Here is a 22581-nt window from a genome sequence, read left to right as displayed (position 1 = left end):
TGCTCTAACACTAGGGCGTGCGCCCCGCGCGCAGGAGGGGCAAGTATCTCGGTGCGTTAACGATCCAGGACCGCTGTTTCCGCCTGCGAGCGGGCGGGATCAGAACCCCGCGGCGGGGGTGTCCCGGCGGCCGCGCCGCGCGGCGAGGAGCAGATCGACGACGAAGACCGCGATCGCGATCCACACCAGGACGAACCCGATCCAGCGCTCCGGTGGCATCGGCTCCTGGAGCACGGCGACCCCGATCACGAACTGCAGGATCGGGGTGAGGAACTGCAGCATGCCGATCACGGCGAGGTCGACCCGACGTGTCCCGGCCGCGAACAGCAGCAGGGGGACGGCTGTGGCCACCCCCGCGAACGCCAGCAGCACGGCGTGCGACCAGCCCGCCGTCCCCATCGTGAGTCCGACGGGCGTCGTCGCCACGATCACGAGCTGCACCACCGCGATGGGGATCAGCCAGAACGACTCGAGCGTCAGCCCGCTGACCGCGTCGACGGCGGGGCCGATCTTCTTCTTGATGAGCCCGTACAGGCCGAAGGAGGCCGTCAGCGTCAAGGCGATCCAGGGGACGTCGCCGTACGCCACGACGATGACGACCACCGCGGCGGCCGCGATGCCGACGGCCACCCACTGCAGCCGTCGGAGGCGCTCCTTGAGCACGAAGACGCCGAGCAGCACGGTCGTGATCGGGTTGATGAAGTAGCCGAGCGCCGTCTCCACGACTTTCCCGCTCAGCGTGCCGAGGACGAACACCTGCCAGTTGACGTAGATGAGGAGGCCGGCCAGGGCCGTCCACCCCAGCAGTCGCGGACTCCGGACGATCGCGAGGAAGGCGGCCCATCCTCGGGTGACCGTGAGCAGCAGGAGACAGAAGACGAAGGAGAGCAGCACCCGCCAGGCCACGACCTCCCACGGACCGGTGGGCTGCAGCAGGAGGAAGTAGAGCGGCAGGACGCCCCACAGCAGGTAGGCGCTCCCGGCGTACGCGACGCCCGCCGTCCGGGTGGCGCGGCTCGTCTCGGGGGTCACCGCACAACCCTATGCCCGCGCCGCCGGGCGACGCGCCGTTCGGGACGCAGAAGAGGGCCCGGATGCCGAAGCATCCGGGCCCTCTGCGGACCGGGTTCACGTCCGGCGAGCGGAGGGAACCGGGTGTGCGATCAGCGGACGACGACCGCCAGGACGTCGCGAGCCGACAGGACGAGGAACTCGTCTGCACCGAACTTCACCTCGGTGCCGCCGTACTTGCTGTAGAGCACGCGGTCGCCGACGGCGACGTCGAGCGGAACGCGGTTGCCGTTGTCGTCGATACGGCCGGGGCCGACCGCCACGACCTCGCCCTCCTGGGGCTTCTCCTTGGCGGTGTCGGGGATGACCAGGCCACTCGCGGTGGTCTGCTCGGCCTCGACCTGCTTGATGACGATGCGGTCCTCGAGCGGCTTGATGGAAACCGACACGGTCTACCTCTTCTTTCTTGACGCTGACACGAAAGACTCGTTCGCACTCTCAACCCGAGAGTGCTAATGCCAGTGTAGGCGGTCGGCTGGCACTCATGCAATGCGAGTGCCAACCCGGGTCGGGGCGGCGAGCGCGTCGTAGGCTGGGAGGGTGGAGATGTCCGAGCTGCGCGCCCTGCTGACCCCCGCCGGCCTGGAGCTGCTCGATGCGCTCGGGCCGGTCACCTCCACCGCGGAGGCCGCAGCCGCCGCCTCCCGGCTGCGGGCTGCGGGACACTCCCCCGACCTCGTCTCCGCCGTCGTCGGGCAGGCGCACCTGCGCGCCAGGGCCACGGCGAAGTTCGGCCCCTTCGCCGCCCGCATGCTCTTCACCCGCGCCGGCCTCGAGCAGGCCACCCGCCTCGGCGTGGCCGCCCGCCACGCCCAGCGGATCCGCCGAGCCGGCCTCACGAGCGTCGCGGACCTCGGCTGCGGGATCGGCGGCGACGCCCTCGCGTTCGCCGGCGCGGGACTGGCGGTGCATGCGGTGGACGCCGACGAGGTGACCGCGGCCCTCGCCGCCTACAACCTCGCCCCGTTCGGCGACGACGCCACGGTCCGGCACGCCACGGCGGAGGACGCGCTCGGAGAGCCGGTCCCCGGCCAGGCGATCTGGATGGATCCCGCCCGCCGCACCTCCGGACACAGCGAGACCCGGCGCGTCTCCGCCGACGACTACTCGCCGTCCCTCGACTGGGCGTTCGCCGTCGCCGCGCAGCGCCCCACCGGGATCAAGCTCGGCCCTGCCCACGACCGCGACGCCCTGCCCACGGACGCGGAGACGCAGTGGGTCAGCGCAGACGGGAGCGTCGTCGAGCTCGTGGTGTGGTCGCGCGAGCTGGCGAGGGAAGGAGTCCGGCGCTCCGCACTCGTCATCCGCGGCGAGCGCTCGCACGAGCTCACCGGCGCCGCAGACGCCGAGGACGCTCCCGTCCGTGCACTCGGGGCCTTCCTGCACGAGCCGGACGGCGCCGTCATCCGGGCGCGTCTCATCGGCGACGTCGCCCGCAGCCTGGACGCAGGGATGCTCGACGCGCGCATCGCCTACCTCACCTCCGATGCGGCCCTGACGAGCCCGTTCGTGCAGTCCTTCCGCGTCCGGGAGACGCTGCCGATCACGCCGAAGACGATCAATGCCGCCCTGAAGACCCACGGCATCGGCCGCATCGAGATCAAGAAGCGCGGGGTGGACGTCGATCCCGCGGCCTTCCGGCGCAAGCTGACCCTCCGCGGCGATGCCGAGGCGACCCTGATCCTCGCCCGATTCGGCGATCAGCGCCGCGCGATCCTCGCCGACCGGGTGCCCGCCGCGGACTGAGGACGGTCAGTCCTCCGACTCCCGGCCCGGGATGTCGACGCGGATCGGATCCCCGGGCGGCCCGGTGGTCACCAGGTACGACTCGCCCGTCGCTTCGTCGACCACGGCCGGGCCCGAGGTCACGGTGAGGTAGGGCGTCTGCCAGCGAGTGAAGTCCACCTCGATGACGGATGCCGACAGCAGCTCCCCGGTCTCCTGGTCGACGTCGAGCAGCTGTACGCGGAGCCCGGACTGCACCGCTTCGTCGATCGTGGCGCACTGGCGTGAGCCGTCGGCGTCGACGATCAGGCAGCGCTGGGAGGGCCCGCTCTCCGTGCTGCGGTCGCCGAGCCAGACCGGCTGCTCGCGGAAGGACCCGAGGACGGAGAGGTTGAGGTCGTAGCCGTCCCCGACGAGCTCCTCCGCCCTCGCGCGCTCCGCCTCGCCGAACTGGGCGACGAGCGTGGAGCTGCCTCCCCAGCGCTGGATGCTCACCATCGGCTCGTCCGTGGTGGAGAAGAGCATGACCGCCGTCACGCTGTCGAAGGAGAAGGAGTCCTCGGCGTCCGCTGCGGAGGACGGGACGGGGAGCGAGGCGTACAGGCCCGGTCCCGCCTCCTCCCCCGCCAGACAGGTCGACTGGGAGTCCGTGCCGACGTCGAGGATCAGACACCGGCTGGCCCCGTCGTCCTGCGTGGCGAACCAGGCGAGCGCGCCCTCCGCCTCCGCCACCGGACGCACGGAGCCGGGGTCGTAGCCCTCACCGGCGAGTGCGATCCGCCGGTCCTCCTGCGCCTCCGTCAGGCGAAACGCGTCCGACCGCGGGGCGAACAGCGCCCACCCGGCCCCCACGCCGACCGCGAGGAGAGCCGCCGACGCCACGAGCACCGGCACGAGACCGCGGCGGTTCGCGGCCGACGCCTCCGTCCGGGAGACGTCGTCCGGGGTGGCCGGAGGGGTGTCCTCTGCGGCCGGCACGTCCTCCGGCGCCGGGCGAGCGGTCACGGACTCCGGCGCGTCATCGCTCACGGATGGCGATTCCATCGGCTCGTCCTGCGCGAAAGGGGTCCGGCGACGATGTTCCTCCTGAAGCTCCTGAAGCCGACGGGCCGCTGCGGCGTCGAGCCCGCCGTCGCGGCCGTACGCCGCGCGCTCCAGCGCCCGGCGCTCCGCTGCCGCGGCGTCCTCTCCGTCAGTCTCCGCCCGCACCGGCGTCGCTCCCCTCGCGGATGATCGTGAAGGACGGCACTCCCGCGCTGGTCGGCAGCTCGTACGTCGTCACCTGCCCGGTCGTCGCGTCCGTCACCTGCAACCGCAGCCGCCCGTCGTGCTCCGCCAGCGTCTCGGTCTCCTCGCAGGCCATCGGAGCGTCGGCCGTCGATCCGTCGTAGACGAGACAATGCCGCCCCGAATCCTGCGCGGAGGCCGTCCAGATGGGGACATCGTCGTCGTACCCGACGACCCAGATGGAGTTCGGGTCGAACCCTTCCTCGACCAGACGCGCGGCCGCGCGGGTCTCCGCCTCGTTCGCATAGGTGATGCCGCCGCCGTCACCGATACCGTACTCCGAGACGTCGACGCTCACCGCCGGTTCGCCGTCAGGCGTGAGGATCAGCTGAGCCATGATCTGGCGCGTGTAGTCGTCGTCGCGCTGCGTCGTCACCTCGCCCCACAGGCCTTCCTCCTGCACGGTCTCGCGCCGATTGCAGCTCGGCGTCGTGCTCTCCGCCGACCGGAGGACCAGGCAGATGCTCGCGCCGCCGTTCTGCGTCGCCGTCCAGACGACCGCGTCGTCCTCCGTGGCGAGCGCACGCACCGAGCCGGCGTCGTACCGTCCGGACGCGACGAGCTCGGACTGCCACTGCTGCTGCGTGGAGCTCAGGGCGACGGCTGCTCCGCCGGTCCGGCCGAAGGCCAACCAGCCGATGCCGACACCGAGCAGCAGCACCACCACCGCGGCGAGCACGCGCGTCCCGAGGAGACGGCCCTGCCCCGCCCGGAGAGTCGGGGAGTCGGTCCGGGCGGTCGCGACCTCCTCGGATTCCTCCTCCGGCATCGCGGAATCGCCGCCGGGGGCCGGAGGTTCGTCGTCGTGCGGACCGGACGAGGCCCCGGAGGACGGCGGAGGGCCGGGGGGCCGGGTCTCCTGGACGGGATCGGTCATCGACGCGGACGCGGGCGGCCCCGCCGAGCGTGTCCGATGGGAATCCTCGAGCGCGCGCAGCCGGGCGGCCTCCGCGGCGGTCAGCGCCCCGCCGGGCCCGTACGCCTTGCGCTGCAGGGCCCTGCGCTCCTCGACGTCGTCGTCGTCCGTCATGGCCACCCCGCCTAGCCGAGTCTCTCGAACTGCATGCCCGCCCAGACCAGCCATCCCAGGCTGTACACGGTCGCGCACAGACCCAGCACGAGCGCCCAGCGCGCGATCGCGCGGTTCTCGACGGGGCGGCGCAGCGACATGATCGCGGCGATCACGGCGACGACCGCGACCGGGATCCCCCACCCCACGAAGAACGATGCGCCGAGAGCGACGATCGCCGCGAGCAGCGCCCACGGGGCCAGGCGGGTGTCGTCGACGACGGCCGGCTCGACCGCAGGCTCCCACCCCTCGTCCTCCCCGTGGTCGAGGTCGGGTCCGCTGACGACCACCGGTTCGATGCCCACCGGACCCGTGGGGAGCTTCGTGTACCCCTCCCGCGGGGCTCCGGGAAGGCGCGCCGTCCCCGCCGGACGTTCGACCTGCCCGCTCGCGCGCTCGACCCGCGCACGGGGCGTGGCCCCGTCCGGCTCCGGTCCGCGCGCGAGCCCGCTCACGCCGGCACCGCCTCCGCGACCTGGATCTCGGTGACCGGCAGCGTCGAGTCGGCGCCGAAGCCGAGCGTCGAGGCGGGGCGCCCCGACGCGATGAGCTCAGCGGCCAGCGCGGCGATCATGGCGCCGTTGTCCGTGCAGAGGGAGAGCGGCGGGATGCGCACGGTGACCCCGGCCTCGGCGGCCCTGGCCAGCGCCACCTCGCGGAGCCGACGGTTCGCGATCACACCGCCGCCCAGGAGCAGCCGCGGCACCCCGAGGTCGGCGCACGCGTTGAGCGCCTTGGTGACGAGGACGTCGACGACGGCCTCCCGGAAGCTCGCGGCGATGTCGGCGATCGGCAGCTCGCGCGCGTCGGTGCCCGCGGCGGCGTTCTCGGCCTCGAAGCGCTCGATCCAGCGGGCGACGGCGGTCTTCAGCCCGGAGAACGAGAAGTCGTAGCGATGCTTCGCGAGGTCGGAGGCACGGGAGAGCCCGCGCGGGAAGCGGATCGCACCCGGGTCTCCGCCGACGGCGGCCCGGTCGATCTCGGGGCCGCCGGGATACGGCAGGGACAGCAGCCGGGCGACCTTGTCGAAGGCCTCGCCCGCGGCGTCGTCCACGGTCTCGCCGAGCAGCTCGACATCGGTCGTGAGGTCGCGCACGTGGAGCAGGGAGGTGTGGCCGCCGGAGACCAGCAGCGCGATCGTCGGGTACTCCAGCGGCGCCGCATCCGGGGTGAGGATGTCGGCGGCGATGTGGCCGACGAGGTGGTTGACCGCGTACAGGGGCTTGTCCAGGGCGACCGCGAGTCCCTTCGCCGCCCCCACGCCGACCATGAGCGCTCCCGCGAGGCCAGGGCCGCTCGTCACCGCCACCGCATCGAGGTCGGCGAGGCGGACGTCGGCCTCGGCGAGGGCGGCGTCGATGGCCGGCTGCAGCGCTTCGAGGTGTGCGCGGGCGGCGACCTCCGGCACGACGCCGCCGTACCGGGCGTGCTCGTCCATGCTGGAGGCGATCGTGTTGGACAGCAGCGTGCGGCCCCGCACGATACCGATGCCGGTCTCGTCGCAGCTCGTCTCGATGCCGAGCACCAGGGGCTCACTCATGCGGTCGCCTCCTCCGGCGTATCGGCGGGCGCCGGATGGCGGCGCAGGTCCAGACGCATCACGATCGCGTCGACGTCGTCCGGCTGATAGTAGCGGGGGCGCCTGCCGATCTCCTCGAAGCCCTCCGCGCGGTACAGCCCCTCGGCCGGCGGGTTGTCGGCGCGCACCTCGAGGAACACCTCGTGCGCGCCCCGGGCCGCGGCCGTCCGCAGCAGGGCACGCAGCAGCGCCCGCCCGCGTCCCTGTCCCCGGACCTCGGCGAGGAGGGCGATGGTCTGGATGTCGGCGTCCGCGCCGCCCTGCAGGGCCCTGACCCCGCCGTAGCCGACGATGGCCCCGCCCTGCTCGTCGACGAGGTAGCGGCCGTGCGGGCTCGCCAGCTCGCTCGCCATGGTCTCCCGGCTCCACGCGTCGGTCGGGAACGAGCGCTCCTCGATGGCCATGATCGCGTCGAGGTCGGCCGACCTGGCGTCCCGGAGGGTCATGCGCCCACCTTCTTCGGGGCACCGGGCAGGGTGACGTCCGGGTGCCGCAGGTAGAGCGGCTCCTCGCCGGCGAGGACCCTGCCGGCGGCGAGCGCCCGTGCCCCCACCCGGGCGAGATCGACCGCGGACAGCGTCGTCACGTCCACCCGGCGGAGGCCCGCGAGGTGCTCGTAGGCGTCGGCGGCCCGCACGAGCACGGTGTCGGCGATCGTGCGCGGGATCCCGTCCTCGTCCTGCCCGTCGAACACGGTGACGGCGACCTCGCGGCGGCGGGCGTCGGTGACGACGGCGAACGGTCCGGTCACGGTGGCCTGGATCGTGAGAGCGGCCGCCGTGTGGCTCGGGACCGGCACGACGGGGACGCCGCGGCCGAGGGCGAACGCCCGCGCAGTCGCGATGCCGATGCGCAAGCCGGTGAACGGGCCGGGCCCCATGCCGGCCACGACGTGCGTGATGCCGTCGGACCCGCCCTCGCGGAGCACGTCGCGCACGAGGTCGCCGATCACCTCGGCGTGGCCCAGCGGATCGGCGGTACCGGCCTCGGCACGACGCGTCCCATCCGGGTCGATGAGGGCGACGGCGGTGCCAAGGGAGGTGTCGACGGCGAGGATCACCTCTCCAGGGTAGTCGTCACCCCGCCCGTCACGGCCGGCGCCCCGGCCCCGCACGGGTCAGCCCAGCGGCGCCCGCACGGGGTAGTCCTGGCCTTCGAGGATGACCTGCGTCGCCGCTCCCGTCGCCCGGTTCACGACGACCGGCGCCAGCAGGTTGACGCTGACACCCTCGGCGGCGGGGTGGGCGACCACGAGCACGAAGGCGTCGTCCGCCGAGGAGAGCGCGAGGTCGGCGACCTGCGCGTCCGTGAGGGTCGGCGCGTACTCCGTGAGGACGGTGTTCGGGTCGATCAGGTAGAGCCGCAGGGCCTCGTCCTCGACCGCCCGCATCGCGAAGAGCCCGTCCGCGCCCTCGACGGGCACGAGGGCGAAGTCCACGTGCGGAGCCAGCCCGGGCGGCGGAGCCGTGAAGGTGAGCGCGGCGGTCATCGCAGGAAGTCCATCAGCGACGGCTGCAGCACGCGCGCGTTCACCGCGAGCGCTGAGCGGTACACGAGCTCCTGCGCCTGCAGGCGGATGAGCACCTCGACCGAGTCGACGTCCTCGACCGCGGCGCGGCGGGACTCGAGGGACACGGAATTCTGCACTGCCGCCTCCTTGGCGCGTTCGATCTGGGCCTGTCTGGTGCCGACCGCGCCCTGCACGCCCAGCATCGCCGTGCGGCGGTCGTCGATCTCCGCGAGCCGTGGCCCGACGTTGGTGCCGGAGCGGAGGTCGGCGACGATGCGGTCGACGAGGGCGAACACCGAGTCGTCGCCCGTGCCGAACACCGCCGCCCCGTCGGTGTCGACGCGGACGGCCGCCGCATCGGACACGCGGCGCGTGACCTCGGAGCCGGCGACACCGCTGTACGAGTAGTCGGCGGCGAAGGCCGCCGTGTCCGAGGTACCGGCGAACACGGACCGCCCGAGCAGCCGGGTGTTCGCCTGCGAGAGCAGCTCGTCGCGGATGCCCTCCAGCTCGACGGCGAGGGCCTCCTTCGCCGCGGCGTCCAGCGCGCCGTCGTTGGCCCCCTGCGCGGTGAGGTCCCGCACCCGCGAGAGCAGCGAGGTGCTGGAGGTGATCGCCGTGTCGGCCGCGGTCACCCACGCCAGGCCGTCGTCGATGTTGCGCGCGTACTGCTCGGTGCGCCGCTGCTCGGCGTGCAGGGCGAGGGCGGCGGCGGCCGCGGCCGGGTCGTCCGAGGGGGCGGCGAACGCCTTCTGCGACGTCGCCTGCTCCTGCAGCCGGGCGAGCTCGGAGAGGTTGGACTGCAGCTGGCGCATCGCCGTCTGCGTCATGGTGGTCTGGGTCACGCGAGAGATCATGGAGCTTCTCCGATCAGCGTCCGACGACGCCCGTGCGGTTGATGAGGACGTCGAGGGCCTCATCGACGGCGGTGAGCACGCGGGCCGCTGCCTGATAGGCGGTCTGGTAGGTGAGGAGGCTGATCGTCTCCTCGTCGCCGTCCACGGCCGCGACGGACTGCTGCGCGCCGACGGCGCCGACCGCCGCCGCATCCGAGACCTTCGCGCGCTGCACGTCGGCCGCGGTGGCCACGCCGAAGCGGGTCACCTGGTCGGTCCACAGCGCATCCGGAGAGGTCGCGCGTTGCCCGATCTGAGAGATGAGGTCGGCGTTGGTCGCGTCCTTGGAGCCGGCTCCGGGCGCGGCGAGAGCGAGCTCGGCCGCCGTGGTGACGGCCGCCTCCAGCCCGAGCGCGGCGGAGCCGGTCGCCGGGAGGGTGAAGAAGTCGCCACCCGGCTGTCCGGATGCCGTCACACCGGCGCGGTGCTGCGCGTTGAGCGACTCCGCGAGCGCCGTCGCCACCCGGTCGTAGGTGGCGGCGAGCTGTGCCAGCATCCCGCCGTCCGCCGCGGGGGCGAGCACCGCGAGCGAGCCGCCGAGCTCTCCGCCGTCGACGACGAGGGGCAGATCCGGCACCGACTCCCAGGCGACCCCGACGCGCGGAGCACCGTCGATCGTCGCCGAGCCGGTCAGCGCGAGGTGACGGGCGTCGCCGCCGGCGACCAGGGCGTTGCCGCCGAGGCGCACCGTGAGCGTGCCGTCCGTCTCCAGCGTCGCCGTCGCGCCGGCGAGCCGGGCCACGTCCTCCGCGAGCAGGTTGCGGCGGTCGGTGAGCTCGTTGGCCGAACGCCCCGAGGCCAGAGCCTCGCGGATCTCGCCGTTCAGCACCGCGATCTGGTCGGCCGCGGCGTTGACCTGGCTGACGGTGCGCTCGGCGGTCCCCCGGGCGGCCGTCCACTGCGCGGCGACCGTGCGATAGCCACCGGAGATGTGGGCGGCGAGCTCCTTCGCCGACTCCAGGATGCTCGCGGCCGCGGCACCGGAGTCCGGGGTGTTGGCGAGGTCCTGCCAGCCGGCCCAGAAGTTCGTCAGCCGGTTGGCGAGCCCCTTGTCCGTCGGCTCCGCGAGCGCCGACTCGGCGGTCGTCGCGGCGAGCGCGCGCGTGGCCCAGTAGCCGGAGGCGCCGAGGGTGTCGCGGACCCGGGCGTCCAGCAGGGCGTCGCCGAGGCGGGACACCCCGTCGATGGAGACGCCGTGTCCGGGGAGCGCGCCCATGCTGAAGCGCCCCGTCTGCGCGACGGCGGCGATGGAGGAGGTCTCGACGCGCTGCCGCGTGTACCCCTCGGTCTTCTGGTTGGCGATGTTCTGCCCCACCACATCCATGCCCCGCCGCGCGGCGGCGAGGCCGCTGGCGGCGGTGGTCAGTCCACTGAAGGTCGACATGAATCCCTCTCGGTCACATCTCGGTGTCGATGATGCGGGCGGCGTCCTCGCGGGCGCGGTCGCCGCGGGTGGTGTATTCGCCGCTCTCCTGGCCGAGAGCGGCGATCGTCTCCTGGGTGGCGCGAAGCACCCCGGTGAGCTGTTCCGCGGCGGCGTCGCGCATCTGCTCGACCTCCGCCGTCAGCTTCACCAGCGCGCGCATGTGGTCGGTGAAGACGTCACCCCAGGCCCCGTCCGGAGCGTGCTCGATGAGCTGGCCGATCGTCGCGTCCTGAGGAGCCCCCCACTCCTCAGCGACACCGGCGACCTCGACGGCCCTGGCCAGGCTCGCGGCGCGCAGGCGGTCGAGCACCTGATCGATCTCCCTGGCCGCGAACTGGATCCAGTGCGACCGGCCGGCGGCGAGCAGCAGCTGTTGCTCGTCGAGCTTGAAAAGCAGCATCTCGAGCAGCTCGCGCTCGCGCCAGAGCTGCATCGATAGTTCGTTGGCTCCCATGATCCCCTTGTCCCCAGCGATCCCCCGCCCCACGCAGGTGCGATCGGCCCGCTTGTTAACGGTTCATAAATCTCTATCGGCCGCCGCGCCCCTAAGGTTACTATGTGGACTGGCGGCGGTTAGTGCTCCCCATGGACATATCCCGGACCTTGTGATATGACCATCTACCCCTCGCCATGGAGCTTCCGGAGTGCATCCAGAGAGGTGGATCATCCCCCATGTCGTCGCGCGCTGAGCGCAACCGCCTCGTCGAGGCCAACCTCCCCCTGGTCGGCTACCTCGCTGCAGACACCCATGCTCGGGCTACCCATATCCCCCGCGAAGAGCTCGCCGCCGTCGGCGCGCTCGCCCTCGTGACCGCCGCCGACGCCTACGACCCCGCGCTCGGCGTCCCGTTCGGCGCGTACGCCCGCCGGCGCATCCTCGGCGCCTTCGCCGACGAGATGCGCGCCATGGACTGGGCGTCCCGCGGCATCCGCAAGCGCATCAAGGAGACCGTCGCCGTCCGCGACACCCTCACCGCCGCCCTCGGTCGCACGGCGACCGCCACCGAGATCGCCACCGCCATGGGCTCCCCCAAGGAGGCGGTCGTGGAGGCCCTCGCCGACGCTGCTCGCACGGTCGCCCCGCTCGACGACCCCGCCACCCGGGACCTCGTCGCCGACATCCCTCTCCCCGAGGAGTCCGCGCTGGTCGGCGAGCGACGAGAGGTGCTCGAACACGCCATCACCGCTCTCCCCGAGCGCATGCGGCGCATCGTCGTGGCCGTCTACGTCGAGGAGCGCCCCGTCAAGGAGATCGCCGAGGAACTCGGCGTCACCCACTCCGCCGTCTCGCAGCAGCGGGCGGAGGCGGTGCGCCTGCTCCGCGACGCCCTCGACCGCTACTTCGCCGAGGGCGGCACGGAGACCACGACCACCACCCGGGTGTCGCCCGCCGCGCGGGATGCGTACTTCGGCCGCATCGCCGAGGCCGCCGGCGTCCGGATCGGCGACGTCTTCCGCGCCGCCGCCCCCGCCTAACGCGTCCGCATCCTCCGCCGATAGGTGAGGGCAGGAGACCACGGATGGTCTCCTGCACAACACATCACGGAGGAAACCCTCATGGGTATGCAGATCAACACCAACGTGGGCGCGCTCAACGCCTACCGCAACCTGTCCAACACGCAGAACGACCTGTCGAAGTCGCTCGAGAAGCTCTCAAGCGGTCTGCGCATCAACCGCGCCGCGGACGACGCCGCCGGCCTCGCGATCTCCGAGGGCCTGCGTTCGCAGGTCAACGGCCTGAACGTCGCGGCTCGCAACGCCCAGGACGGCATCTCGGTCATCCAGACCGCAGAAGGCGCCCTGACCGAGGTGCACTCCATCCTGCAGCGCGTCCGCGACCTGACCGCTCAGGGCGCGAACGACTCGAACAACGCGAAGTCGCGCGAGGCGATCCAGAAGGAGATCAACACCCTCGGTGACGAGCTCACCCGGGTCGCCGACAGCACGAACTTCAACGGCATCAAGCTGCTCTCGGGCGGCACGACGCTGACGTTCCAGGTCGGTGCGGGCTCGGTCGCCGCCGATGACCAGATCTCGGTCGCCCTGACCGATTTCGACACCCTCGGCGCCGACATCAAGACGCTCGCGGCCACGATGACCGACGCGGCATCGTACGGTGCGGCTCTGGCGGGCATCGACACGCAGATCCAGGCGGTCTCGACCGCACGTGCCGGCTACGGTGCGCTGCAGAACCGCTTCGAGTCGACCATCAACAGCCTCAACGTGTCGGCCGAGAACCTCGCCGCCGCCGAGAGCCGTATCCGCGACACCGACATGGCGTCCGAGATGGTCAAGTTCACGTCGGCGAACATCCTGTCGCAGGCGGGAACGGCCATGCTGGCCCAGGCCAACCAGGCCAACCAGGGCGTGCTCCAGCTGCTGCGCTGATCCGCGCCGCCGCACGGAATCACTCCGGGGGTCCGGGTGACGGCTTCGGCCGTCGCCCGGGCCCCGCCGCACACAGAAGGGAAGCCGCATGTCGCTCTCGCTCGACGGCCTCGTGTCGGGGCTCAAGACCACCGAGGTCATCAAGGCCCTGATGGACGTGCACGCCATCCCCCGCACGCTGCTCAAGGCCAAGATCGACGACAAGAACGTCGTCATGACGCAGCTGCGCACCCTCAACACGGCCGTGCAGAACCTCGCCGCCGCCGCCGAGAAGGCCGCAGCACCCGGTGGTCTCGACCGCTTCACCGGCAGCGCGTCGTCGGAATCGGTGAAGGTCGCCCTGCGCACCGGCGCGGCGCCCGTGTCGACCGACATCGTCGTCGACCGTCTCGCCCAGGCGCACACGGTGGTCTCCGCATCCGCGACCCGCTGGCCCGCGGACCCGCCCGTCCTGACACTCGAGGACTCCACGGGGAAGCGCGTCCAGGTGCAGGCCGACTCGACGTCGATGCAGGACATCGCCCAGGCCATCAACGACGCCGACACCGGTGTCCTCGCCACGGCCGTCCCCGCCGGCAAGGATGCCGACGGCACCCCCGTCTACCGCCTGCAGCTCCGGGCCGAGGAGTCCGGAGAGGCCGGGCGGTTCCGCGTCTACGCGGGCGACCTCGCCGCCGTGGCCGCCGGCACCGCCACGGACGTGTCCGCGGAGCCCGGCGCCGCCGTCATCGCCACGGGCACGGATGCGCAGCTGCGCCTCTGGGCCGGCACCGCGGCCGAACAGGTCATCACCTCGTCCGGCAACACGTTCACCGATCTCTTCGAGGGCGTCGACGTCACGGTCTCCACCGTCTCGACGACCCCCGTCACGGTCACCGTCGCCGTCGACGGCGAGGCCAGGACCAAGGCCTCCGGCGAGTTCATCGCCCTCCTCACCGACATCTTCACGCGCATCGACAACGGCTCGAAGGCGACGGTCGCCGCGGGACAGGGCGAGAAGACCACCCTCGGCGTCTTCACCGGCGACAGCACCATCCGCGGTCTGCGGACGGCACTCGCCGATGCCGTGCAGCACCCCGTGGACGGCGTCTCGCCCTCCACGATCGGCATCTCGACCGACATGTACGGCAAGCTCACGTTCGACGAGGAGAAGTTCTCCGAGGCACTGGCGAAGGACCCCGCGGCCGTCGGCGCGCTCTTCTCCGCGGTCGCGGCACGCGTGGAGCAGACGGCGACGTCCTACTCGGACAAGTACGACGGCCTGCTCACCTCGCGGATCACGGGTCAGGAGAGCGAGGTCAAGAGCCTCGGCGAGCAGATGGAGCGCTGGGACGTGCGCCTCGCGCAGCGCAAGGCGTCGCTGGAGCGCACGTACGCGCGCCTCGAGGTCATGCTGTCGCAGATGCAGTCGCAGTCGTCGTACCTCGCCTCCCAGATCAACGCGCTGCCGAGCAGCCGCTCCGGGTCGGACTCGTGAGCATGAACGCCGCTCTGCGTGCCCAGCAGCGGTACCGCGAGGACGCCATCCTGTCCGCCTCGCCGGAGCGCCTGGTCACGATGCTCTACGACCGGCTCCTGCTCGACATCGAACGCGCCGAGACGGCACAGCGGGCTGCCGACTGGACCGAGGCCAACACCCAGCTCCAGCACGCGCAGGCGATCGTCGCCGAGCTGTCGTCGTCCCTCACCGACGACTGGAGCGGCAGCGCCGGGCTGCGCTCGCTGTACGTCTTCCTCTCGCAGACGCTGATCGGCGCCAACATCGGCCGCGATCCGGAGCGCACGCACGCCTGCCGCGAACTCGTCGTACCGCTGCGCGACGCCTGGCACGCCGCCGCCCTGGCCGTCGTGGAGGGCCGCGCATGACGGACGAGGACTGGGCCGCGCTGCTCGACCGGCTCGAAGCGGACGCCGACCGGATCCTCGCCGCGCCGGCGGGAGCCGCCGAGGTGCACGACATCATCCCCTGGGCGCCGCCGTCCTCCCCGCTCCCCCCGCACCTGGGCGATCGCGCCCGCGCGGTGATCGACCGGCAGCACGCCGCCATGGAGCGCGCCCGCTCGGAGCTCGAGGGGCTGCGGCAGCACCTCGGTGCCGTCCGGCGGGTGCCGGCGCCCCGCTCTCCTGATGCCCCCGCGTACCTCGACGTGGACGGGTGAGCGACCCTCCTAACGAATCCGCACGGACGGCCGACAGTCTCCCGAGAGCACGGATCGCTCGCAAGACTCGGCCAGGGAACGGCCACTTCGCCCACACACGGGGAGCCGGTTCGTGTTCGACTCTGTGACCATCACCGCACTGACGAGTGCGCTGAACGGCCTCTCGCTGCGCCAGCGAGCCATCGCCGACAACATCGCCAACATCAACACCCCCGACTACCACGCCAAGCGCGTGCAGTTCGAGGCCGCGCTCGCCGACTCGATCGCCGCCGGCGACGGGGAGGTGTCCGCCACGGTCGGGACATCGCTCGAGCCGACACGGCTGAACGGCAACAACGTGAACCTCGACACCGAGACGCTCTCCAGCATCGACACCATGCTGCGCTACCAGTTCGCGACGCAGGCCGTGAACGGGTCGTTCTCCTCGATGCGCACCGCGATGAGGACGTCATGACCTTCGACGCCATCGGGATCGCCGGCACGGGACTGACCGTGCACCGGAAGTGGCTCGACGCCATCAGCGACAACATCGCCAACATCAACACCGCGACACCGACCGACGGCGCGGCGTTCCGAGCGCGCTACATCCTGGCGCAGACCAGCGACCAGTCCCCCGGGGTCTACGTCGCCGGCACCGTCCAGGGCGACGCGGAGGGCCGGCTCGTGCACCAGCCCGACCATCCGCTCGCCGACGCCGACGGCTACGTGCGCTACCCCGACATCGACCTGGGAGACCAGATGAGCCAGCTGATCCTCGCGCAGCGCGGATACCAGGCGAGCGCGGCGATCGTGGACCGTGCCCGCAACTCCTACGAGGCGGCGCTGCAGATCGGACGGAACTCGTGAGCGCCGTGGCCGGCATCGAGGCCGTCGCCTCGTCCCTCGGCATGACCACCTCGCCCGTGACGGGCGCCAAGACCGGCGACGACGCGGCATTCGCGAACAGTGTCACCGGGGCGATCGACGAGCTGCGCTCGCTGCAGTCCGAGTCCGACGCCCTGAAGGTCGCCGCCGTGACCGGCGACCTCGACGACATCCACGCCGCGATGATCGCCTCCTCGCGCGCTGCCGTCACCCTCGAGCTCGTCGCCGCCGTCCGCAACAAGGGCGTCGACGCGTTCAACGAGATCATGCGGATGCAGGCCTGATGCCCCCGGCAGTGACCGGGGCGTTCCAGCGGATGCGGCGGATGATCGCCGGATTCTCGCTCGCGCAGCGGACCATCGCCATCATCGGCATCGCCGTGCTCGCGCTCGGCATCATCGCCCTGTCCAGCTGGCTCAGCCGCCCGACCTACACGCCGCTGTTCTCCGGCCTGAACGCCTCCGACGCGAACGCCGTCGTGGAGCAGCTGCGCTCCGCCTCCGTTCCCTACGAGCTCGCCGACGGCGGCGCCACCGTGCTCGTCCCCGAGAAGGACGTCTACGACCAGCGGCTCGCCGCCGCCTCCGCCGGGCTGCCGAGCGCCGGATCCGCCGGATACTCGCTGCTCGACGACATGGGCGTCACCACGAGCGAGTTCCAGCAGTCGGTCACCTACAAGCGCGCGATCGAGGGCGAGCTGGCCGCCACGATCTCGGCCATCGACGGCGTCTCCGCGGCGTCCGTGCAGCTCGCGATCCCCGAGGAGAGCGTCTTCGTGTCGGAGACGGTCGACGCGACCGCCTCCGTGTTCGTGGAGACCGCCGGACGCACGACGCTCGACCAGAAGCAGGTCGAGGCGATCGTGCACCTCACCTCGGCTGCGGTCAGCGGCATGAAGCCGGAGAACGTGGCCGTCGTCGACCAGACCGGGCGCACGCTGTCGACCGTGGGTGGCGGAGCCACCGGCGGCCTCGACCAGCAGGCGAGCGACTACGAGGCCCGTGTGGCCGCGAGCGTGCAGCAGATGCTGGACACCGTGGTCGGCCCGGGGAACGCGACCGTGACCGTGGTCGCCGAGATCGACCGCTCCGTGAACGAACGCGTCGAGGAGACCTACACCCCGGCCGAGGGCACACCCCCGCTCACCGAAGAGGTCCGCGAGCAGAACAGCAACGGCTCCACCTCGGAGGCAGGCGTGCTCGGTCCGGACAACATCGCGGTTCCGAACGGGAACGGCGACGGCACCTACACGAACACGGAGGAGACGCGCACCAACGCCGTCAACAAGGCCACCGAGAGCACCTCCACCCCCGCCGGAAACCTGCTGCGGCAGTCGGTGTCGGTCGCCGTGGACGCCGGCGCGGGCGGAGACCTCAGCTCCGCCCAGCTCAGCGATCTCGTCGCCACCGCGGCCGGCATCGACCGCACCCGCGGCGACGAGCTCGCCGTCGAACTCGTCGCCTTCAGCCAGACGGATGCCGAGGCCGCCCAGGCCGCGCTGCAGGCGGCGAAGGAGGCCGAAGAGGGCGCCCGTCAGGCCGCGCTCCTGAACACCGTCATCATCGCCGCCGCCATCGCCATCCCCCTCATCGCCGCGATCGCCGCCCTCATCGTCCGTTCGCGGCGGAAGGCACGCGGTGTGGAGGAGTTCGATCAGCTCTTCGGCGACCGCCCCGCCGAGTTGTCCGCGCTCTCGGCCGACGCGCCGACGGCCGTGCTGGAGGCGCCGACCACACCGCTCGCCTTCCTCGAGCCGGTCCCCGACCTCGACCCCGAGCCGGACCCCGAACCCGCGCAGATCAGCCTGGAGCGCCGCCGCGCCGAGATCGCCGCCCTCACCCGCCAGGATCCGCAGCGCACCGCGGAGCTGCTGCGCACCCTCATCGACGACAGGTCGCGGGTATGAGCGGACTGACCGATCGGCAGACGGCCGCGATCGTCCTGATGAACCTCGACCGCGCACAGGCCGTCGAGGTCATGAAGCACCTCTCCGAAGCGGAGGCCGAGGCCGTCGCCGCCGAGATCATCGGACTGCAGGATCTCGACGCGGAGACGACGGTGCAGGCACTCGGGCAGTTCCATCGCATCGCCGCCGGGCACCTCCCGCCGGCGCGCGGCGGACGCGACATCGCCGCGGGCCTGTTGGAGGCGTCGTTCGGCTCCGAGCGGGCGGCGGCCGTGCTCGGCCGGGTCGGCTCGACCTCGATGAGCGCGTCCTTCGACTTCCTCGCCTCCGCCGATGCCGCCCATCTCGCCACGCTCCTCGACGGCGAGCTGCCGCAGACCGTCGCCCTCGTGCTCGCCCATCTCCCCGCCGATCAGGCCGCCGCGGTCCTCGCCGCGCTGCCCGATCCGGCCAGGACCGACGTGGCCCAGGCCATCGCCACCATGGGCACCGCCTCGCAGGAGGCCATCACGATCGTCGCCGATGCCCTCAAGGCCCGCACCGGCAGCCTCGCCTCGCGGGACAGCCCCGAGGTGCTCGGCGGAGTCGAGCCGCTCGTGGAGATCATCGGGCGCTCCGGCGCGACGATCGAGAAGGCGCTGCTCGCCAGCATCGAGGACCGCGACAGTGCCCTCGCGGAGGACATCCGGTCGCGCATGTTCACCTTCGCCGACATCGTCAAGCTCGACGACCGCGACACCCAGCGCGTGCTGCGGGGCATGGACATCCGCTCGCTGGCCCTGGCTCTCAAGGGCGCACAGCAGCCCATCGTCGACCTCATCCGCCGCAACGTGTCCGAGCGCAACCGCGAGAACCTCGACGAGGAGGCCAGGACGCTGGGTCCTGTGCGCGTCTCCCAGGTCGAGGAGGCGCGCGCCGAGATCGTCCGGACGATCCGTGCGCTGGAGGCCGCGGGAGACATCACCGTGCAGCGGGCCGACGAGGACGAATATGTCTACTGACGCGTTCGCGCCCGCCGCGTTCCCGCGACTCGGCGGATCCGACCACCGGGCCGAGCAGGAGCGTGCGCGCCGCCGCGGGTACGCGGAGGGGCACGCCGCCGGCTTCCGGGCGGGGGTGGCCGATGCCGAAGCTGCTCGACGAGAGGCCGAGGCCGCGCAGGCGGAGCGGGAGCGCCTCCGGGCCGAGGACGTCTCGGCCGCCGTCGCCGCGCTGCACGCCGCGGCCCGGTCCCTGACCGCCCGAGAGACCGCGCTGGAGTCCGCCGCGACCGCGCAGGTGCTCTCGCACGCGATCGACCTCGCGGAGCTCATCCTCGCGGCCGAACTGGGCGACGCAGGATCGTCTGCGTCCGCCGCGGCTCGCCGCGCCCTGAGCGCGACCGATGCAGCCGCCGTACGGCGTCTCCGCATGCACCCGGAAGACCTCCGCATCCTCGCCGAGGAGGCAGGAGAGGGCATCTCCGAGATGGCACTGGTGGCCGACGACACCCTCGCCCGCGGCGACGCCGTGGCCGAGCTGGAGCACGGCCTGATCGACGCCAGGGTCGGGACGGCCCTCGCCCGCGCGCGCCGCGCTGTCCTGGAAGGCGCGCCGTGAGCTCCTGGGCCGCCGTGCTCGAGGCGGCGCGTCCGGAACGGATCGGCGAGGTCTCGCAGGTGCGCGGTCTCAGCGTGCAGGTCCGGGGCCTCGACGGCGCCGTCGGGGACGTGCTGACACTCGACGGCATCGACGCCGAGGTCGTGGCCACGGGCGAGGACGGCCTGCGGTGCATGCCCCTCGCCCCGGTCGCCGGGCTCACCGTCGGCGCCCCGGTTCGAGGGCGTGGCGGCCCGGTTCGGGTTCCCACCGGATCCGCGTTGCTCGGCCGGGTCCTGGACGGTCTCGGACGCCCCATCGACGGCAAGGGCCCCCTCGCAGCGCCGCACGTGAGCCTGGACCACGACACGCCCTCGATCATGGAGCGCGACCGCATCGACACCCCGCTCCCCCTCGGCGTGCGTGCGCTCGACACGCTGGTCAGCGTCGGCCGGGGACAGCGCGTCGGCCTGTTCGCGGGATCCGGGGTCGGGAAGTCGTCGCTGCTGTCGATGATCGCCCGCGGCACCGAAGCCGAGGTCACCGTCATCGCCCTCGTCGGCGAGCGCGGCCGCGAGGTGCGCGAGTTCATCGAGGACGACCTGGGCCCGGAGGGACTCGCGCGCTCCGTCGTCGTCGTCTCCACCTCGGATCAACCGGCGATGGCCCGCATCCGCGCCGCCTTCACCGCCACCCGCATCGCGGAGGCCTTCCGTGACGAGGGCGCACACGCCATCCTCATGATGGACTCGCTGACCAGGGTCGCCATGGCCCAGCGCGAGATCGGGCTCTCCGCGGGCGAGCCGCCGGCCACCCGCGGCTACCCGCCCTCCACCTTCTCCCTCCTCGCCGGGCTGCTGGAGCGCGCCGGCACCGACCGCACCGGCTCCATCACCGGCATCTACACCGTGCTCGTCGACGGCGACGACCACAACGAGCCCATCGCCGACACGGTCCGCTCGATCCTCGACGGCCACGTCGTGCTGGATCGCGCCCTCGCGCTCGCCGGTCATCACCCCGCGATCGACGTCCTCGGATCCGTCTCCCGCGTGGCCGGCAAGGTCACGAGCCGGGAGCGCCGCGACCACGCCGCCACCCTCCGTGCGGTGCTCGCGGCGCGACGCCGGGCGAACGATCTCATCGACATCGGCGCCTACCACGCCGGTGCCGACGCCCGCATCGACGCGGCGATCGCGCACGAGCGCGTCATCTCGGCGTTCCTCACCCAGCCGCTCGACGAGACGAGTCCGATCGAGGAGTCCTGGATGCGGCTGGAAAGCCTGGTCTCCGCCTTCGAGGGGGTCTCATGAGCAGAGGGTTCTCGCTCGCCGGTCTCCTGCGGGTGCGGGAGATCCAGGAACGCGCGGCGGCGCAGCGCCTGTCGCGCGCGGTCATCGACGCGCAGCACACCGAAGCCAGGGACCGGGTCCTGCGCGCACATCTGGCCGGCACCGATACGGAGGCCGTGGACGTGCGTGCGCTCGCCGCGCTCGCCGCAGCCCGCGTCTCCGGTCGCGCCCTGCTCGCCGATCTCACGGCGCTCGCCGACCTCCAACAGGAGACGGTCGCCGAGGCGCGGTCCGCGCACGCCGACGCCCGGCGCACTCTCCGCGGACTCGAACGGCTCGCCGACGACCACGCGGAAGCAGTGCGGACGGCAGACCTGCGCGCAGAGCAGGCGGAACTGGACGAGATCGCCTCCCGATCGCGGACGGAGAACCCGGCATGACCGCCCTCGACCTCCTCGCGGCTGTGGACGTGCGCCCCGTGCGCCCCACAGCCCCGGTGCCCCGCGGCGCCCCCGGAGCCGCCACGTTCGCCGATGCCGTGCGTGATGCCGCGCGGGAGACGGAGCCGGCCGGCCCCGAGTCGCCCGAGGGGACCGCGGCCGACGCCGCCACCGGCAGCGACGGCACCACGGCAGCCGTTCCCGCCGGCGGTGCCGTCACCACGCCGCCTCCGCTCCCCGCCCCGTCGTCCTCCGGGTCCGCGATCGCTCCGCCAGCGGTGCTGCCTGTCGCTCCGTCGGACGCGGACTCGACCGCGGTCCCGACGCCGCCGCACGGAGAGGACGCCCCGGCTCCTCCGTCTCCCGCGGGTCCGGCCGGCCCCGGCATCGACGCGCTCGCCCTGTCCGCCAGCGACGCGCCCACCCTGCCCGCCATCGACGCGGCCGCCCCTGCGGCGACGTCTCCTCGTGCGGATGCGGTGCCCGCGGCGGCCGGCAGGGCGCCGGACGCCGCGCCGATCGAGGCCGGAGCGGTCCGGTCGGCAGCCGCTCTCCCGTCGTCGGCTCCGACGACGGCGCCTCCGACGATCGAAGCGGTCGTGCCGTCCCCGCCCGCCTCGTCCGTCGACGCAGCGGCGGGTGCGCGCGCCGGCGCCGACGGCGGGACGAGCACGGGGTCGGACGGCCGGATGTCCCGCCTCGCCGGCCAGGCGCCGGACGGAGCGACGGCCACGCTCGAGCCCCCGACCGAGGCCACGACCGTCCCCGAGACCTCCTCCCAGCCCCCGACACCCTCGCCCCCGGCGCCGGTCACCGCCGCGCCGGCCGGCCCGACGAGCATCGACCCGATCGCGGCCGGGTCCGCCACCACGCCGAGCCCGGTCGCCGCCACGGCCACCGCCCCCGTCGCGCCGCCGAGCACCGTCCCCGCGCCGGTCCGCCCGGCCCTGCTCCCCCAGGTGGCGGCCCCGGTGCTGTCCTTGGCCCAAGCCCCCGACGGCGACCACCGGATCACGCTCACCGTCTCGCCGGAGAACCTCGGTCCCGTCACCGTACGGGCCCACATCGCCGGCTCCACCCTCCGCATCGAGCTGCAGGCCCCGAGCGAGATCGGCAGGGACGCCCTCCGCGCTCTCCTCGTCGATCTCCGCCGGGACCTCGCGGTCGCCGCGCCGCACGCCACCCTCAGCCTCAGCACCGGGGACGGCTCGTCCTCCTCGCCTCAGCACGGCGCGACGACGCACGGCCAGACCGGGAACGGTGACCAGGACACCCCGCGCCCGCAGCCCGTCCCGCGTCCCCCGACCTCGGCGCCGGCCGCATCCCCGCCCCCGCCCGCACCGCCCGCCGCGCCCACCGGCGGCATCGACGTCTACGCCTGACCAGAGAGGACT

27 protein-coding genes are annotated in these 22581 nt (G+C 72.8%); 15 read left to right on the top strand and 12 right to left on the bottom strand.

All coding sequences use genetic code 11. The annotated features are described in order from the left end of the window. Window positions 1-99: 99 nt before the first annotated feature. Complete coding sequence (gene rarD / locus C6C15_RS04325) at window positions 100-1032, bottom strand: EamA family transporter RarD (protein WP_060923112.1); 933 nt, start codon at window positions 1030-1032, stop codon at window positions 100-102. A 131-nt stretch (window positions 1033-1163) separates the two neighbouring features. Next, window positions 1164-1460, bottom strand: a complete 297-nt coding sequence (gene groES / locus C6C15_RS04320; RefSeq protein ID WP_017203655.1) for a co-chaperone GroES — start codon at window positions 1458-1460, stop codon at window positions 1164-1166. A gap of 151 nt (window positions 1461-1611) precedes the next feature. Here groES and C6C15_RS04315 point away from each other — a divergent pair, with 151 nt between their 5' ends. Further along, complete coding sequence (locus tag C6C15_RS04315) at window positions 1612-2817, top strand: THUMP-like domain-containing protein (protein WP_105949359.1); 1206 nt, start codon at window positions 1612-1614, stop codon at window positions 2815-2817. A 6-nt stretch (window positions 2818-2823) separates the two neighbouring features. On the opposite strand, the gene C6C15_RS04310 is transcribed toward C6C15_RS04315, so the two are convergent. Genes C6C15_RS04310 through flgN form a run of 10 tightly spaced genes read right to left on the bottom strand, consistent with a single transcriptional unit; the run spans window position 2824 to window position 11017 of the window. Next, a complete protein-coding gene (locus tag C6C15_RS04310; protein WP_105949358.1) occupies window positions 2824-4005 on the bottom strand; it encodes a hypothetical protein in 1182 nt (393 codons plus the stop codon). After that, on the bottom strand, window positions 3989-5113 hold the full coding sequence (locus C6C15_RS04305) for a hypothetical protein (protein WP_105949357.1): 1125 nt from the start codon (window positions 5111-5113) through the stop codon (window positions 3989-3991). The genes C6C15_RS04310 and C6C15_RS04305 overlap by 17 nt, the downstream gene beginning before the upstream one ends. 11 nt (window positions 5114-5124) lie before the next feature. Beyond that, window positions 5125-5607: a hypothetical protein gene (locus C6C15_RS04300; protein ID WP_060923329.1), complete on the bottom strand. Its 483-nt coding sequence runs from the start codon at window positions 5605-5607 to the stop codon at window positions 5125-5127. After that, window positions 5604-6692: a tRNA (adenosine(37)-N6)-threonylcarbamoyltransferase complex transferase subunit TsaD gene (tsaD, locus tag C6C15_RS04295; protein WP_105949356.1), complete on the bottom strand. Its 1089-nt coding sequence runs from the start codon at window positions 6690-6692 to the stop codon at window positions 5604-5606. The genes C6C15_RS04300 and tsaD overlap by 4 nt, the downstream gene beginning before the upstream one ends. Continuing rightward, window positions 6689-7177 (bottom strand): ribosomal protein S18-alanine N-acetyltransferase, encoded by a 489-nt coding sequence (gene rimI / locus C6C15_RS04290; protein WP_060923327.1) that lies wholly within the window; start codon window positions 7175-7177, stop codon window positions 6689-6691. The genes tsaD and rimI overlap by 4 nt, the downstream gene beginning before the upstream one ends. After that, complete coding sequence (gene tsaB / locus C6C15_RS04285; protein ID WP_105949355.1) at window positions 7174-7791, bottom strand: tRNA (adenosine(37)-N6)-threonylcarbamoyltransferase complex dimerization subunit type 1 TsaB; 618 nt, start codon at window positions 7789-7791, stop codon at window positions 7174-7176. Before tsaB ends, rimI begins: the two co-directional genes overlap by 4 nt. Before the next feature lie 57 nt (window positions 7792-7848). Beyond that, the gene (locus C6C15_RS04280) at window positions 7849-8220 is read right to left on the bottom strand and encodes a flagellar assembly protein FliW (RefSeq protein WP_105949354.1); all 372 of its coding nucleotides are present in this window, start codon (window positions 8218-8220) and stop codon (window positions 7849-7851) included. Further along, a complete protein-coding gene (gene flgL / locus C6C15_RS04275) occupies window positions 8217-9086 on the bottom strand; it encodes a flagellar hook-associated protein FlgL (protein ID WP_306304914.1) in 870 nt (289 codons plus the stop codon). Before flgL ends, C6C15_RS04280 begins: the two co-directional genes overlap by 4 nt. A gap of 25 nt (window positions 9087-9111) precedes the next feature. Then, complete coding sequence (flgK, locus tag C6C15_RS04270; RefSeq protein WP_105949353.1) at window positions 9112-10521, bottom strand: flagellar hook-associated protein FlgK; 1410 nt, start codon at window positions 10519-10521, stop codon at window positions 9112-9114. Window positions 10522-10534: 13 nt separating this feature from the next. Next, window positions 10535-11017, bottom strand: a complete 483-nt coding sequence (gene flgN / locus C6C15_RS04265) for a flagellar export chaperone FlgN (RefSeq protein WP_105949352.1) — start codon at window positions 11015-11017, stop codon at window positions 10535-10537. Between the two features lie 218 nt (window positions 11018-11235). Between flgN and C6C15_RS04260 the strand changes: the two genes are divergently transcribed. The 14 genes from C6C15_RS04260 to C6C15_RS04195 all read left to right on the top strand — a co-directional run bounded on the left by C6C15_RS04260 (window position 11236) and on the right by C6C15_RS04195 (window position 22569). Beyond that, window positions 11236-12039 (top strand): sigma-70 family RNA polymerase sigma factor, encoded by an 804-nt coding sequence (locus C6C15_RS04260; RefSeq protein ID WP_060923201.1) that lies wholly within the window; start codon window positions 11236-11238, stop codon window positions 12037-12039. 81 nt (window positions 12040-12120) lie between these two features. Next, window positions 12121-12951, top strand: a complete 831-nt coding sequence (locus C6C15_RS04255; protein WP_071327492.1) for a flagellin N-terminal helical domain-containing protein — start codon at window positions 12121-12123, stop codon at window positions 12949-12951. Window positions 12952-13039: 88 nt separating this feature from the next. Beyond that, window positions 13040-14428, top strand: a complete 1389-nt coding sequence (fliD, locus tag C6C15_RS04250) for a flagellar filament capping protein FliD (protein ID WP_105949351.1) — start codon at window positions 13040-13042, stop codon at window positions 14426-14428. 2 nt (window positions 14429-14430) lie between these two features. Further along, complete coding sequence (gene fliS / locus C6C15_RS04245; RefSeq protein ID WP_060923204.1) at window positions 14431-14817, top strand: flagellar export chaperone FliS; 387 nt, start codon at window positions 14431-14433, stop codon at window positions 14815-14817. After that, window positions 14814-15110 (top strand): hypothetical protein, encoded by a 297-nt coding sequence (locus C6C15_RS04240; protein ID WP_105949350.1) that lies wholly within the window; start codon window positions 14814-14816, stop codon window positions 15108-15110. Before fliS ends, C6C15_RS04240 begins: the two co-directional genes overlap by 4 nt. Before the next feature lie 112 nt (window positions 15111-15222). After that, window positions 15223-15564, top strand: a complete 342-nt coding sequence (flgB, locus tag C6C15_RS04235) for a flagellar basal body rod protein FlgB (protein ID WP_060923206.1) — start codon at window positions 15223-15225, stop codon at window positions 15562-15564. Beyond that, the gene (locus C6C15_RS04230; RefSeq protein WP_060923207.1) at window positions 15561-15956 is read left to right on the top strand and encodes a flagellar basal body rod protein FlgC; all 396 of its coding nucleotides are present in this window, start codon (window positions 15561-15563) and stop codon (window positions 15954-15956) included. Before flgB ends, C6C15_RS04230 begins: the two co-directional genes overlap by 4 nt. A gap of 41 nt (window positions 15957-15997) precedes the next feature. After that, window positions 15998-16258, top strand: coding sequence for a flagellar hook-basal body complex protein FliE (fliE, locus tag C6C15_RS04225; protein WP_060923210.1), 261 nt, complete (start codon window positions 15998-16000; stop codon window positions 16256-16258). Further along, on the top strand, window positions 16258-17880 hold the full coding sequence (gene fliF / locus C6C15_RS04220; RefSeq protein ID WP_105949349.1) for a flagellar basal-body MS-ring/collar protein FliF: 1623 nt from the start codon (window positions 16258-16260) through the stop codon (window positions 17878-17880). Before fliE ends, fliF begins: the two co-directional genes overlap by 1 nt. Continuing rightward, window positions 17877-18881: a flagellar motor switch protein FliG gene (fliG, locus tag C6C15_RS04215; protein WP_060923209.1), complete on the top strand. Its 1005-nt coding sequence runs from the start codon at window positions 17877-17879 to the stop codon at window positions 18879-18881. Before fliF ends, fliG begins: the two co-directional genes overlap by 4 nt. Next, window positions 18871-19479, top strand: a complete 609-nt coding sequence (locus C6C15_RS04210; protein WP_105949348.1) for a FliH/SctL family protein — start codon at window positions 18871-18873, stop codon at window positions 19477-19479. The genes fliG and C6C15_RS04210 overlap by 11 nt, the downstream gene beginning before the upstream one ends. After that, complete coding sequence (locus tag C6C15_RS04205; protein WP_105949347.1) at window positions 19476-20768, top strand: FliI/YscN family ATPase; 1293 nt, start codon at window positions 19476-19478, stop codon at window positions 20766-20768. The genes C6C15_RS04210 and C6C15_RS04205 overlap by 4 nt, the downstream gene beginning before the upstream one ends. Then, window positions 20765-21187 carry a hypothetical protein gene (locus tag C6C15_RS04200; RefSeq protein ID WP_060923648.1) on the top strand — a complete coding sequence of 141 codons (423 nt, stop codon included), beginning with the start codon at window positions 20765-20767 and terminating at the stop codon, window positions 21185-21187. The genes C6C15_RS04205 and C6C15_RS04200 overlap by 4 nt, the downstream gene beginning before the upstream one ends. Continuing rightward, window positions 21184-22569 (top strand): flagellar hook-length control protein FliK, encoded by a 1386-nt coding sequence (locus tag C6C15_RS04195; protein ID WP_105949346.1) that lies wholly within the window; start codon window positions 21184-21186, stop codon window positions 22567-22569. The genes C6C15_RS04200 and C6C15_RS04195 overlap by 4 nt, the downstream gene beginning before the upstream one ends. Window positions 22570-22581: the final 12 nt, after the last annotated feature.

Origin of the sequence: Microbacterium sp. str. 'China' (assembly GCF_002993305.1) — a bacterium.
GTDB classification, from domain to species: Bacteria; Actinomycetota; Actinomycetes; order Actinomycetales; family Microbacteriaceae; genus Microbacterium; species Microbacterium paraoxydans.
This window is presented reverse-complemented; position numbering and strand designations above follow the sequence as displayed.